Genomic DNA, 14,206 nt, shown 5'->3' on the forward strand with positions numbered 1-14,206 from the left:
TTTAGGTATTGCTTAAGTAGGAGGTTGTTATGCCCCGTGCAAGAAGTACCTTAATTAGTCTTGAAGATACGCCTTATTATCATTGTTGTAGCCGAGTTGTTCGCCGTGCCTACCTGTGTGGTGAGGATAAATATACAGGTAAGAATTATGACCATCGTCGTGGTTGGGTTGAAGCGCAAATACTCAAGTTAACGGAGGTTTTTGCGATAGATGTTGCGGCCTATGCAGTGATGAGTAACCATCTGCATGTAGTGCTTTATATTGACCTTGAAATGGTGAACAGTTGGTCAGATAGAGAGGTCGTTGAGCAGTGGCACAAACTGTTTAATGGTACTGATTTAACACAGAAGTTTGCTAAAGGTGATGTGATAGAGGAGTGCATGGTAGCCGCACTCAAACACCTTATCGCGACTTATCGCTCACGTCTGAGTGATATCAGCTGGTTTATGCGCTGCCTCAACGAACCTATCGCTAGACAAGCCAACTTCGAAGACAATTGCACTGGGCATTTCTGGGAAGGACGATTTAAGAGCCAAGCCTTATTGGATGAGGCTGCTGTGCTAGCTTGTATGGCTTATGTAGAACTCAATCCTATTCGGGCCAAAATGGCGAGGAGCCCGGAAGAGTCTGATTACACCAGCTTGCAGTTAAGAGTTAATGCTGCTCTTAAAGGAAAACAACCCGATAAGTTATTGTCGTTTATTGGTAATGAGAGGGAGCGCCAACCAAAAGGCATTCATTTCTCGCTGCAAGATTATTTAATGCTTGTAGATGAGACTGGCCGAATCATTCGTGATGATAAACCCGGTGCTATTTCTCCTAGTGCTGAAAGGCTATTGAATAGACTTAATATTCCAAGTGAGAACTGGGTCAAGCTTGCTACAGATTTTGGTAAGTTGTTCCATGGGCCAGTTGGTTCGTTACAGGAGTTAACTGACTACTGTGAACATCTCGAAAAAAGGCGACGGCACTTTGTCGGAAGTTGTTACGACCTCAGATAAGTAAATCCGTTAAACTCAGCAATTCCATGTTATTAGCAGCCTAATATTCTATGTTGTCTTTCTTCGTCCAAATTTCATCATTTTAGCGACTAAACAATAACTTTTAAGACTTTTCACCCATTTTATCTGAATCAGATGACAACTGACTTGCCCTGCAAGTAGCATTTTTAGGACGGTTAACTATGTTATTGATTAATAATGGGTGGCAGGGTTTTATCCCTTGTTCAAAGTAGAAGTTATTGGTTACTTATGGGTGGCGATGACTTTTTGCATTATTGATTATTAATGTGTGGCAATGGCTTTTGGGATTACAATAGCGGCGCAAGACAAGGTTGGACTAAATAGTCACTTATGCTCATATTCTCAGGTTGTTTGGGTATAGATACATAAGCTTGTTAATTTTTAGGGCGTAGATAAACTCATGGCCCTTTTTTGAGATATACATTAGTGAGGGTTTAGCATGTCTAAACAAGATTATTACAGCGTGCTAGGTGTTTCAAAGGCCTCCTCAAATCAAGAGATAAAAAAAGCCTATAAAAAGTTAGCGATGAAGTACCATCCCGATAAAAACCCTGATGATGCTACAGCAGAAGTAAAATTTAAAAGTGCTAAAGAAGCGTATGAAGTACTGACCGACACAGATAAGCGTCGCAAATATGATCAATTTGGTCATGCCGGGCTTGAAAACAGTGGCCAGGGTGGGCGTCATTACAGTCAAGATGGATTTAACGACATGTTTGGTGGCGGATTTAGTCAGCGTGAACGTGGATTTGGTGGCCAAAGCTTTGATGGCTTTGATTTTGAAGATATGTTTTCTCAATCAAGAGGCGGACAAAGTCGAGTTCAAAAAGGCCAAGATAAAGAGTTTGTGTTCACTGTAGACTTTGTTGATGCGGTGCAAGGTGTTGAGAAAGTCGTTGAATTACCGGTTAATGGCGAAACTAAAAAGATAAAGGTTAAGATCCCTGCTGGTATTAAAGACGGTGAAAAAATACGTTTCACCGGCAAAGGTAGTGCTGGTCTGCATGGTGGGCCCGCTGGTGATCTATTGCTGACTATAGCAACCCGCGAACATGCGTTTCTTGAGCGCGAAAACAACGATCTAATTTATACCGCTAGCGTCGATATGGTGATGGCGGCATTGGGTGGCGAGCTTGAAGTTAACGTATTAGATAAGCGTTTTAAGCTTAAAGTGCCTGCAGGGACTCAACCGGGACGTAAGTTCAAGATAAAGGGTAAAGGTGTTACGGATCGTAAGGGGGCGACTGGTGATTTGTTTGTGAAAATTAAAGTTGAAATCCCGCAGGATCTAACTGAACAGCAGCGTTCATTACTGGAACAATTTAAAGCGTTAACGGAAGTGAATACACTTTAAATTGGTTGTGCACTGAGCCATATTACAAAAGTGCATAAGCCTAAATTTGAGCATGTCAAACCCTCTACTTATCGCTAAGTAGGGGGCTTAGTTTAATCATAACTTTTAAGCTAATTTAAATATTGGTAATAAATATTGGTAATAATAGGGGCAGAGTAAATCGCCTCGTCTCTAACGCACTCGTTATCCACATTCACAACCACACTCACAACCACACTCGTATTCATGGTAATTGAAGGTGGCGCTGTCTTTACTTTCTGTACCTTTTACGCTGCAATCGGCTGATAATACTTGGCTGATATTTAACGGCTATTGCTCGGTTGTTAGTGTGCTAATGATTTAGCGACTGACATAAGCGGGTTGCTTGTTGGTAAAACCATTGCGTTTTAGTGCTATCAACGGTGCTTTGCCAGGCAGGCATTTTGGATATGTTATCTAACACTTTGTACACCGATTGCAATTGTTCATCATCAAGAGGATGTTTCTTATTGCCAATTTTAAAAGATATCTCGGCTATTACCGGTGTATTTTCGGGAGGACGACTCCAGATGGTAAGGCTAAATTTCAGCTTGTGTTTACCAAGTTTAAGCTTGAGTCCTTCGTACACGGCTTGCTGCGTTTGTTGCTGGCTTAGTGGTTTTAACTCCAGCGCACCTAATACTTCAAACTGAGGCCGCTGAGCTAAGGCTGGGAATAATTGTGCTAGTAAATTGAGGTTGTTGGGCACCGCGTTAATAGCCTTAGAAGAGGCGATGCTATAGATAGTACGTAGCTTTGGTTTCGCTATGACATCAGCTTGAAATTCACCAGCCATCATTAATGGCGATTGATAGAGTGATTGTTCGTTGTTACTGCGGAGTTTTAAGGTTAACTGCCACTGTTCATGATGACGACGGTGGCGCAGTATTAGCCCATTTTGCTTCAAGTGACACCCTTTAGTATCATAAAAATTGATGAGTCCATGATCGCTAAGGGCTAGTTGACCTGATACCTCTCCAAAGGAGGTGAGCAGTGAGATTAACGCTTGCTGGTAATCCAGTATTGCCTTGGGGGATTTAAAAGCAGATGCAGGCAATAATTGCTTAAATTCATAAGATGCCGGTACGGGATCGTTAGCATAAGAGTTGAAAGCTATAAGGCAAGTTGCAAGCGACAGTATCAAGCGTTGGAATAGTCTCATGAGCGTTAGTGGTGTCCGTATTCTTGATTCTTGGTGGGTGCTCTGGTCTAACTTATTTAAGACATAGTGAATGACTTTTATTACAGATAAACAGGTAAGGGTAAACTTGCTATAAGCGCTAAATATCCCCTCTGTCCGCCGTCACTGTTAGCTATTCAGTACCTAGGCGGTGTTACGTTTCTTCAGCCGCGTATTTTTACTATAGCTTTCTATTTCGGCATAGTTGCTAGGCTTGTGTCATTGGCGTGTTTTTAGTGCACCGCTTACTGTTGAAGCGCCTATCTCTTGAGAGTATAGATTTGCCATGTTGTGCATGGCAGTATAATTGTCTGATTCACCGCACTGGCTACAACGCAAGCTTATCTAGCTATCACCAGCTGCAATGTTGTCTTTCACAAGGAACGCCATCATTATCGCCATCCATTTGAGTGCCGGGACAGTTTTTAATGTAAAACGTGGCTTCGGCACATGAGCGCATCTGGCTGCAATGGGTTTTACCTGTTTCACAGCGAAACTGTGGCTGGCTGATAACTTTATTTTCAGCAGCACTTACTCTAGTGCTTAGTCCAGTGCTCGATGGTTTTGCGGGTAACTCCCACTGCATGTTTTCAATATCATCATTGGTGAGCACTATGGTTTCATTCATCTGCTGATACTTGCTGTAACCGACAGCTGCTACAACGATAATGAGTGGGATAGCTAGCTTGCTCAAAAAGCAGGGTTTAATTGGGCGTTGGTTTTGCTGTGGCGAGTGGCTTCTATGAGTGTTGTACTGATTATGCTGGTTATTAATAGGCTTGTTAGCTGATTTGCTCGCAACGATAGCCACGCCTTCAATATTGGCTTTTACAGCTTTGATTTTTCCGGCGCGCTGCCACTCTGAGACATAGTTGATTTGGTCGCCCACAATGGGCTTGCGCGCCATATGCTTTAATACCGATATATGAATAAATATATCGTGAGCACTGGCGCTCTCTGGCTTGATGAAACCAAAACCTTTCTCTTCATTCCAACGAACAAGCGTGCCTCTGTCCATGAGCATTTTGTGTTGCTTCCTTTTTTTTACATCAAGTTATCGTTAGCTATTTCTCTGCACATGTTTGAGTGCAGCTTGTAAGGCTTCATAACGGAATAAGAAGGTATTGGCGTTTGGCAGCGAATCAATCACATGAAACTTATTAAGCTGCTCTTGTGTTTGCGGGTTAGGGCACAGTAGAAACACTTCACAATTAGCGTCTTGCGCATCTTTAATCGCATTTTCCAGTGCTAGCCCTACGGTGACATCTATCATAGGGACGTCGGTTAGATCGAGGATCATGGCCTGGTAATCACCAATACTGGCATGTTGACGCGAAATGGCCTTTGAAACACTAAAAATCATTGGGCCTGATAAGTATAAAAACAGCAGTTTATTATTGGCTTGATCAAGTAAATCGCGTTCACTTGGCGTGAGGGGGACATCATTTTGGTCGGCATCACTTATTGCTTTAACTTGGCGTGCTTGCTCTTGGCTTAAGCGCTCAATGATCAGAATATTAGAGATAAACACGCCTAATCCCACTGCCACAATCAAGTCGACAAATACGGTCAATAACATCACGCCGTACATGATCGCCATGCCCTGCATACTGACTTTGTGAGCGCGCTGAATGAAGCTCCAATCGAGAATATTAAAGCCGACATAAACGGCAATACCCGCCAATACCGCCATGGGAATAGGCTCTGTTAGGCTGCCTGCGACCAGTACTACTAAGGCTAATACTACTGCACGGGTCATGCCTGATAGCGGTGAGCGTGCACCGACTTGAATATTGGTCACGGTTCCCATTGTTGCACCAGCACCTGGCAGCGCACCGAACAAACCTGAAATCATATTTGCTAACCCTTGACCACGTAACTCTTTGTCAGAGTCGTGCTCTTTACGGGTTAGTGAATCACCGATAACGGCGGTGAGTAAGGTATCGATGCTGCCGAGCGTGCCAAGCACTAACGCATCAATCACCATGGTCATAAAGATGTCTGAATTGATGTGAGGCAGGACTAAAGAGGGTAAGCCCGCTGGGATTTCACCAATGCGGCGAATGCTATCTGTGTCGAATAATATTATTGATAATAAGGTGACCGCGACTAAAGCAACAAGCTGTGCAGGGACGTATTTGCGATATTTTTTTGGAAAAAAGAATAAGGTTGCTAGGGTCAGTACACCTAAAAATAGTTCGCTGAATTTGACGTTGGCTAAGGTGGTCGGCAGCGATGTGAGTGTGCCTATCACTCCGCCAGTAGGAGCGGCGTGTCCAAGCAGTGGTGATAGCTGCAAGATAATTAAAATAACGCCAATGCCAGACATAAAACCAGAAATGACGCTGTAAGGCATTAAGGTGACGTACTTGCCTAATTTAAGGGTGCCGATCAAAAACTGAAATGCCCCGGCCATCATGACGACGGTAAAAGATATCGCCATCCCTGATTCAGGATATTTTGCCACCATACTGGTTAACACGGCAGTCATTATGACCGTCATTGGACCGGTAGGCTCAGAGATTAAGGTTGATGAACCGCCAAATAAGGCTGCAAAGAAGCCAACTAAAATTGCCCCCCACAGGCCTGCTTCTGCACCCGCTCCTGAGGCAACACCAAACGCCAAGGCCAAAGGTAACGAGATAATCGCTGTGGTTACACCACCAAATAGATCTCCTTTAACACTAACATCCTTAAAGCGCTCTCTAAACAAGACTGTAACCTCTTAAGCTGATAATTCGCGTGACTTTAACAAATAGTGAACCCTTTTGCATAGTACAAAGTGGGCGAATGGTTAGCAGAGTGGGGCCGGGTTTGACTCTCAATATAAGATTTTTATTAAGCTCCTTAGCTCGGGAGCCAACAGCCTAGCGCTGCGAGTGATTGGGAAATATTCTTATAGTGCGTCATACTCTTTAAGTTAGGCTTTTATCTTCATTTAGGACTCAGTAATGGCTAAGTTATTATCATCACAAATACATGATGTTGTTATGAAATTCATCCCTAAATCGATTCAAGAAAATATTTTCATTAAATCCCTGCTTGCTGGTGCCACGGCAATTGGTATTTTACTATCGGTGCCAGCTTTTGCTCCTATTGGTACGGTTGGTGCTACGGGGTGGATTATTGTGTATGCGGTGACTGGAGGTACCTTCTCCTATGAAGCGATATCTAAAGCCTGGGAAGCTTGGAAACATAAGTCTGAAAGTGAAAGAAAAGAAGCCGATGATAAACTTAAGAAGCTTAAGCAGTTGCTCGATGACGCTATGATTACCGAAGATGAGTACAAGGAGCGGGCGAAAGCATTAATTGACGATCTCATTGACTAAAAGCGGTCGTGGCAGAGTCACCCTTCTATCAACTGGCATAATCCAAAGTCAATTAACCCAGAGATATATTAACCAGGATAGATTAACTAAGCTTATTAGCTTGGACGCATTATTTCATCGGAACGTTGATATTACTCTTAATCGCCGTGTCGTTTGAGGGGCTTGATTGTTATTCACAAATACAGATTAACTGCTTGAAATCACTTTCAAATTGAAATAATTCACTATTGCCTAATACTTACTGCTACTTTCCTATTACTTGTCTCGATTTTATTCCTACTTTCGTATGTGTTAAAATATCGCCCCTTTTACAGCCTCAACCTTTACAAAGTCGCTATAAGTCTTTGCAATAGCCGAGGAAAATTCACCGAATCAGCTTAAAATAGGCCGCACTAAACGGTGCTCATTTAATGGCTGACGACGATAAAAGTGAACACTACATGTCGAATTTGACACAATCTGTCGATCGAAAATCAACAGATGAAAATTACCTTGCGGCTCATCCACCTGAGCGCAGTGTTTCATATACTTCTAACGCCTTTGCCAGCCCAGTACTCTGGTTAAGTGGCGGTTTTCTCGTTCTGTTCGTACTGCTTGCTGTTTTCGATACCTCAGCTCTATCCAGCATTATTCAAGTTGGATTCTCAAAAGTGACTCAATGGTTTGGCCCGTTTTGGCAAATTTTATTGCTGGCTAACTTTATTATTGGTCTGTACTTAGCTTTCGCCAGAACTGGCGACGTCAAGCTCGGTAATCGCAACACCCCAGAAATTGATACCTTCAAATGGTTGGCCATTGTTCTATGTACCTTATTAGCGGGTGGCGGTGTATTTTGGGCGGCAGCAGAGCCGATTGCCCACTTTGTTTCTTCGCCACCTTTTTATGGTGAAGCACAAGGTCGCACATTAGCAATCAATGCGTTATCACAATCATTCCTCCATTGGGGCTTCTTAGCGTGGGCGATACTCGGCAGCTTAGCGGCGATCGTGTTGATGCACTTGCACTACGACAAAGGCTTGCCATTGCAACCGCGTACTTTGCTGTACCCCATTTTTGGTGACAAAGCGCTTAATGGTTGGATCGGTACCTTAACCGATACATTTTGTATTATTGCTGTGGCTGCGGGCACGATTGGCCCAATTGGCTTTCTTGGCCTGCAAATTAGCTATGCGCTCAATGCACTTTTTGGTGTGCAAGATACCTTAATCACTCAAAGTCTAGTGGTACTGTTTGCCATCGCCATGTATACCTTGTCGGCATTAAGTGGCCTAAGCCGCGGCATTCAACTTATCAGCCGCTACAATATTTTACTTTCTGTTGCACTGATCATCTTCATTCTATTATTTGGCCCTACCAGCTTCATCATTGATGGTTACATGCAGGGCATGGCGAGAATGGTGAATAACTTTGTGCCTATGTCTCTCTACCGAGGCGATGCTAACTGGCTCAGTTGGTGGACGGTGTTTTTCTGGGGCTGGTTCATTGGCTATGGTCCTATGATGGCAATCTTCATTGCACGAATTTCTCGCGGACGAACCATACGTCAATTGATCCTTTCTATATCGGTTATTGCACCGCTTATCACCTGTTTCTGGTTTAGTGTTGTGGGGGGCTCTGGCCTTGCGTTTGAGCTGACTAACCCAGGGGTTATTGCGAATGCTTTTGAAGGTTTTAACTTACCGGGCGTATTGCTAGCGATTACTTCGCAGTTACCAATGCCAACGCTGATTGCGATTTTGTTTTTGATCTTAACCACTACCTTTATTGTCACCACGGGTGACTCGATGACTTATACCATTAGTGTGGTTGTTACGGGGTCTACCGAGCCGAGTGGCGCGATGCGTGCATTTTGGGGGATATTGATGGGACTCGTTGCTATCGCATTGATTTCAATGGGAGCTGGTGGAATTTCTGCCTTGCAATCGTTTATTGTGATCACCGCCGTTCCGGTGTCATTTGTCTTGTTACCTTCGCTGTGGCAAGCACCCAAAATGGCTAAAGCGATGGCGGAGCAACAATTTGGTAAAGCACCACTAAGCTCTCGCTAATCATGCACCAATAAAGTCATTCGCAAGAATGCGGCAAAGTCAGCCTGAGTCAATTTTTACTTTAAAGCCCGATGCTTAATAGTGTCGGGCTTTTTTTATCGCGAAATTGAAAATCGATAGTGTAATATGTTGCTGTTTCAGAGGAAGGAGTCGAATATTTAGCCGTAAGCAGGTATATTTTATGTCGGTAAGTGGGTATGTTGTTGATTTGTTTAGAAGGCAACAGGCTCTCTAGCGATTGAAGCTAGTTTAAATATTGATGTAAAGGAACGATATCACTATGGCTGTAATCTCAGAAATCAACAAGATGGTAATCAACCCGGACGCGCAAATTCAGGTGCTGCAGTTAGCAGACTCTGAGCATTTGATTTGGGTTATTGATGATTTTATCGCTGATTTTGAGTCCTTAGTCGATTACTGCGAGAACAAAGCATATTTTAACCCGCAGGGCGCCGACGGAACGCTGTTTCCTGGTGTGCGTGATGAAATGCCCGCTAGCTATTATCAATCTTTATCAGCTCTACTAGAATTGTTGGCGCTGCAACCTCAAGGTGAGTGTTTTAAGCAACACCAGATTGCTAAATGCTGGCTATCTAAAGTCACTTTGACTCCGCAGCAATTAACCTCAAAGCAAAAGATGCCTCATTTTGATTCTTTGGCTGATCATTCAATGGCGGCGGTACATTACCTCAAAGGTAACCATCTGGGGGGAACGAGTTTTTACCGCTATAAACATAGCGAAAAACTAAATCTCTCATTTGATGATAAAGAGATGATTTTGGACATGGTGGAGAAGGTGGAGCAATCAGCTGCTGCGCGTTCGGGCTATATTAATGAGTCTGATGAACTGTTTGAAAAGGTGTTTTCTGTTGAGGCTAAATCTAATCGGTTAGTGATCTATTCTGGCAATATTCTCCATAGCGCAAATATCACAGACCAAGTTGAGTTTGATAAAAAAGCGCTTAATAATCGAACCTCAGTAAACTCATTTTTTAACGTCAGCGCGTAGAGCTTCTACCTCTTGCCTAAACCTAGTTTGCTTAGATAAAACTACTTCTGCTTGAGCCAGTTTAACTTTGCTAGATATTGCTGCTGGTTTTGCGGCAACTCGGCATACTCTAAAGCGAGCTTGATAGAGTTTTTGGCCGACACGTTTTGGCCTAACGCATATTGCGCTTTTGCTAAGTCAAAATAGGCTTTGTGGTAATACGGAGTGTTCTTTAAAAACTTACGGAGATAAATTTCCGCACTTTTAAAGTCGTCATTGGCAAGTGCATCTTGCCCTATCAGGTACCAGTCATAAGGCGAAGAGTCTTGTAGGCTCAACAGCTGTTGTTTTACATTCCTTGCTTGTTCAGTATTTCCCTGTTTTGAAAGCAGATAATGATAATTGCTGAGCAAGCTTATTTTTGAGTCAGACACAGCGAGCCCATAACGATAAAGTGCATCAGATGTTACTACATCTCCCTTACGGCGATGTGCAATCGCCATCATATTGATCAAGGGAGCATATTTATCATCATATTTAATTCCTTCGCTTAATAAGCTATAGGCTAAATCAAGATCACTATCGAGTAAGGCGTCTGCCGCGAGGTTCCGATAAAGCATCGCTATAAATTGACTGTTATTGGCAATTTTACCGACGCGATCATAACGACCTGGGAAATAGTCCAGTATTAGGTAGTTTCTAGTCGAAAAATAAAAGCCCTTATTTTCTTTTTCGCTGCCACTCTTTTCATAAAGAAAAGTGCGTACATGATTCGATGTTACAGCGAAATCAGCGGTAATATCTAACAGTAGTGGCTCGGTATGCATAACTTGAAATACAGTCTCTACACCAAGCTCTTTTGCTACGGCGTAACTCAATAAAGCTAATGACATGCAATTTCCACCCACCTTATCCATGGCATTTCTGGCGGAATAGTTAGCACCTTGGTAATTAAAATTAACTAACCTTTTAGATAGATACTCTGATACCTGCTTATGTCTGGGAAGCATGGCGATATCTTTTTGACTCACGAATTGATGAATGTCATCAACTTGTATTTTTGTCAGTGACACTAGATCTTCATATGTTGGGACGCTATGGCCCGATACGTTAAAAAGCTGATGATTGGTTTGTGGCAACTCAGGCAGTTTTTGCGAATGCTGTGGCGGAACACTTGAGCAAGCAGATAGTAAGTATAATATTGCTACAGTGAAAATCCATCTCATGGTACAGCTCCATTGTTTTTGGTATCGACAGTAACTGGCTATTGCGCTAGGTCAATTTAACACCACTATAGCCATTATTGGCGATATAAACGACAGCTATCGTTCCTATGGGGGCTTTTAGGCGAAAAAAAACTCTTGGTTGAGTCATTACATGGATTAGCGCTTGTAAGGCATGGCTATTTTATGCAAAAGCAAACGGTAAGCTGCGGCTTGTTGTATCATCACTGGCCAAAATAATGCGCTTTAGTTGCAGCACTATTTACAATCATAAATTCAGATTTCAGGTCTTCCTTATGCGTATATTATTGACTATTTTAGTCGCAAACCTTGCTCTGGCTGGTTGCGGTAGCCAGCAACAAACTCAGTTAGCTGCAAAGATATTTGACCCTTGGTGTGAATATGCCGTGGCGGGGCAGGCTGATGCTGTATCACCTGAATGCACTGAAAATGCAGCTAAGGGGGACGTCGATGCTGCGACTAATCTAGGATATTTGTACGCCAAGGGAATGCTAGTAAAGGCCGACATTAACCGCGCAATGGCTCTTTATCGGGTGGCGGCGGAGCAAGGCTCACTGGGGGCGCAGTATTCTTTGGCTGAGTTGTATCGAGGCGGGGCATCAAGTCGCGCAAAGCCGCAATTGGCACGCTATTGGTACGAACAAGTGGCGAATCAAAGCCACTCTTTACAACATCAGCAGCAGAGTCAGCAACAACATCATCAACAGAGTCAGCAACAGCCTAGATATCAAGCAGAGGCGCAGTTTATGTTGGGTCTTATGTACATGGAGGGCAATGGCGGCGAGAAAGATCTCACTATTGCTGAGCGTTGGCTAAAGCTAAGTAGTGATAATCGCCACAACGAAGCGCCATTTGTGCTTGGTAATCTCTATTTAGATGAATACGCTAATCCACAGCAAGCCGTCGATTGGTATCGACTCAGTGCTCAACGCGGTTATATTCCTGCTATGCATCAGCTCGGTATGGTTTATATCGAGGGCAGGTTGGGAGCCGTCGATACGTTAAAAGCGAAACAATGGTTATGGCAAGCGGCGACTCAGGGCTCACCAGAGGCGCAAGTCGATTTGGCGACTCTGGAGTATAACGGTATTAATGGCGAGTCTGATTTAATACAGGTTTATGTCTGGTTAGATGCGGCGAGCTTTCAAGGTAACGATCTTGCTAAGCAGCGGCTTAAACAGATGATGGCTAAACTCAATGAGCAGCAATTACAGCAAGCACAGATTAACAGTCAACGCTGTATTGCGAGTCAGTTTCAAAACTGTAAGGTTAATCAGTCATTGTAGTAAAATAGCCAGCTTACCAAGCAGCGCATGAAACCCAGATTTTTCCCTGCAAATTTTAAGATCCGCCTCAGGTTAGTTGATTACAATGGGTGACTTTATTTTGTATTTCAATCGTTAAAAGAAGGATTTGTACCTTGGATACACACAAAACAAACTCGACTCGTCGTAAGCCTTGGATTGCTTTGGGGGTAATCGCTTCCATAGTGGTGTTGTTTGCCGTGCTAGTCATGGTCATGCCTAAAGGGTTTAAGGCAACACATGAGCAGATCGGCAGCGGTAAACCTACAGTCGTGTTTGTTTACGACAATGGCCTTGCTGTGAGTAATAGTCAGACCGAGCAAATGAATGACGCGCGTGACCAGCTTGGTGACCAAGCGTACTTTTTGATTGCGACTACCGGCAGCCCTGAAGGAGAGTTATTGATAGCCAAGCATCGCGCTGATTCAGCAGAGCTGTTACTTTTTGATCCATCTGGTCGCTTGGTAAAAAGGCAGTATGCGTTGAAAACAGCTGATGAACTTGTGCGGTGGATTCAATAACATAAGCAAAAAACCATCCAGTTTGAGCTGTTCAACAGCGTCGTTATGGAACAGTCAGTGGATGGTTTGCTTGTTTAACGGCTACACTTTTTGAATGGTTATTTTGACCAGCTCTGAGTTAGCCGTAGATGCACAGGTAGGCAGTTTGGGTCTCGACTTTAACCTGGAACTTGGCATTACCGATAACATTAAACTGTTCACCGGCGTTAAATGTTTGCCACTGGGTTTGGCCTGGCAGCATTACCGTTAGCGCACCAGAGATCACTTGCATAACTTCAGGCGCCGCAGTACCAAATTCATACTCACCAGCCTCCATTACGCCAACAGATGCGGGTTTGTCGGCACCTTCAAAAGAGATAGACTTAACCTGACCTGCAAAATATTCATTAACAGCTAGCATTATAATTCCTCGTGATTAGTGTGTTGGTTACTCTGAGAATCTAAGGCTAATCAACCTAAGTTTGGGGCTGAGTGACTCAACGGCGGGATAATATATCAATTGTATAAGTCCCAAAATAAAATCTGCCTGAGTTTATCGATTAAATGTGAGCGGCGTTTTAATTAGGGCTATCTATCAGTGCTATCTATTAGTGCGGGCTAATACCAATTGGTATAAGTCTTAATGAACGCAATTACTTTATCGAAGAGAACAAAGGTTGGGTGATCACTTAGGCGAGAAGTATCGATGTCAATTTGGCTGTTTACAGCATAAGTGCAAATATAAGTCCCAATAAAATCGGCTTTTTTTTGTGTGTGGGGAGGGGGGAGAACAGCCACAGTGATTATGGCTGTTCATCGGGCTCTACTGTTCAGTAAATGCCGCTTCAATCTTTTCTAATTCTTGCTGCTCTTTCAGCTTATATTCTTGTGTCGCTTTTGTATTCGCTTCTTCCAGAAGCGCAGCTTGTCTTTGTTTAAGGCTGTGTTTTTCTGATTTAGTCAGAAACTTAAAGGCTTTTTTATTGGCAAGCGCGTACGCAACCACATCTTCGCCTTTCACTCTACGCTCATCTACTCGTTGCGCGAAACGTTCGTTATCTCGTGCTTTACGCTCTTCAGCATTTAGCTTGCTCATATCTTGTATCCTCATCAGTTAATCACGGTAGGCTTTACTACGTTCAGTTACACAAATGAGAGTTGCTGCACATTCATAAAGCTGATCAGCTATTTTAGCATAATATGGGCTAATAACCCCATG

13 protein-coding genes are annotated in these 14,206 nt (G+C 43.3%); 7 read left to right on the top strand and 6 right to left on the bottom strand.

Going from position 1 to position 14,206, the window contains the following annotated elements; genetic code table 11:
* The first annotated feature begins 29 nt into the window (after positions 1 to 29).
* Positions 30 to 1,001, top strand: a complete 972-nt coding sequence (locus tag ACVBJC_RS04530; RefSeq protein WP_447159699.1) for a transposase — start codon at positions 30 to 32, stop codon at positions 999 to 1,001.
* Positions 1,002 to 1,461: 460 nt separating this feature from the next.
* Positions 1,462 to 2,376, top strand: a complete 915-nt coding sequence (locus ACVBJC_RS04535; RefSeq protein WP_447159698.1) for a DnaJ C-terminal domain-containing protein — start codon at positions 1,462 to 1,464, stop codon at positions 2,374 to 2,376.
* A 331-nt stretch (positions 2,377 to 2,707) separates the two neighbouring features.
* On the opposite strand, the gene ACVBJC_RS04540 is transcribed toward ACVBJC_RS04535, so the two are convergent.
* The 3 genes from ACVBJC_RS04540 to ACVBJC_RS04550 form a co-directional block, all read right to left on the bottom strand.
* Complete coding sequence (locus ACVBJC_RS04540; RefSeq protein WP_447159697.1) at positions 2,708 to 3,556, bottom strand: hypothetical protein; 849 nt, start codon at positions 3,554 to 3,556, stop codon at positions 2,708 to 2,710.
* 370 nt (positions 3,557 to 3,926) lie between these two features.
* Entirely contained in the window at positions 3,927 to 4,598 is a 672-nt protein-coding gene (locus ACVBJC_RS04545) for an excalibur calcium-binding domain-containing protein (protein ID WP_447159696.1), read from the bottom strand.
* A 36-nt stretch (positions 4,599 to 4,634) separates the two neighbouring features.
* Positions 4,635 to 6,287, bottom strand: coding sequence for a SulP family inorganic anion transporter (locus ACVBJC_RS04550; RefSeq protein ID WP_447159695.1), 1,653 nt, complete (start codon positions 6,285 to 6,287; stop codon positions 4,635 to 4,637).
* Positions 6,288 to 6,525: 238 nt separating this feature from the next.
* Between ACVBJC_RS04550 and ACVBJC_RS04555 the strand changes: the two genes are divergently transcribed.
* The 3 genes from ACVBJC_RS04555 (at position 6,526) to ACVBJC_RS04565 (ending at position 9,960) form a co-directional block, all read left to right on the top strand.
* A complete protein-coding gene (locus tag ACVBJC_RS04555; RefSeq protein ID WP_447159694.1) occupies positions 6,526 to 6,903 on the top strand; it encodes a hypothetical protein in 378 nt (125 codons plus the stop codon).
* A 440-nt stretch (positions 6,904 to 7,343) separates the two neighbouring features.
* On the top strand, positions 7,344 to 8,951 hold the full coding sequence (locus ACVBJC_RS04560) for a BCCT family transporter (RefSeq protein WP_447159693.1): 1,608 nt from the start codon (positions 7,344 to 7,346) through the stop codon (positions 8,949 to 8,951).
* 280 nt (positions 8,952 to 9,231) lie between these two features.
* Entirely contained in the window at positions 9,232 to 9,960 is a 729-nt protein-coding gene (locus ACVBJC_RS04565; RefSeq protein WP_447159692.1) for a DUF6445 family protein, read from the top strand.
* Positions 9,961 to 10,001: 41 nt separating this feature from the next.
* Here the strand turns inward: ACVBJC_RS04565 and ACVBJC_RS04570 are convergent, their stop codons facing one another.
* The gene (locus ACVBJC_RS04570) at positions 10,002 to 11,165 is read right to left on the bottom strand and encodes a tetratricopeptide repeat protein (RefSeq protein WP_447159691.1); all 1,164 of its coding nucleotides are present in this window, start codon (positions 11,163 to 11,165) and stop codon (positions 10,002 to 10,004) included.
* Between the two features lie 293 nt (positions 11,166 to 11,458).
* Between ACVBJC_RS04570 and ACVBJC_RS04575 the strand changes: the two genes are divergently transcribed.
* The gene (locus ACVBJC_RS04575) at positions 11,459 to 12,469 is read left to right on the top strand and encodes a tetratricopeptide repeat protein (RefSeq protein WP_447159690.1); all 1,011 of its coding nucleotides are present in this window, start codon (positions 11,459 to 11,461) and stop codon (positions 12,467 to 12,469) included.
* 134 nt (positions 12,470 to 12,603) lie between these two features.
* A complete protein-coding gene (locus tag ACVBJC_RS04580; RefSeq protein WP_447159689.1) occupies positions 12,604 to 13,008 on the top strand; it encodes a hypothetical protein in 405 nt (134 codons plus the stop codon).
* A 118-nt stretch (positions 13,009 to 13,126) separates the two neighbouring features.
* Here ACVBJC_RS04580 and ppnP read toward each other — a convergent pair whose 3' ends face one another.
* Positions 13,127 to 13,408 (bottom strand): pyrimidine/purine nucleoside phosphorylase, encoded by a 282-nt coding sequence (gene ppnP / locus ACVBJC_RS04585; protein WP_447159688.1) that lies wholly within the window; start codon positions 13,406 to 13,408, stop codon positions 13,127 to 13,129.
* A gap of 402 nt (positions 13,409 to 13,810) precedes the next feature.
* Positions 13,811 to 14,083, bottom strand: a complete 273-nt coding sequence (locus ACVBJC_RS04590) for a DNA polymerase III subunit epsilon (RefSeq protein WP_447159687.1) — start codon at positions 14,081 to 14,083, stop codon at positions 13,811 to 13,813.
* Positions 14,084 to 14,206 lie beyond the last annotated feature (123 nt).

This window comes from Shewanella sp. 0m-6, assembly GCF_052977325.1.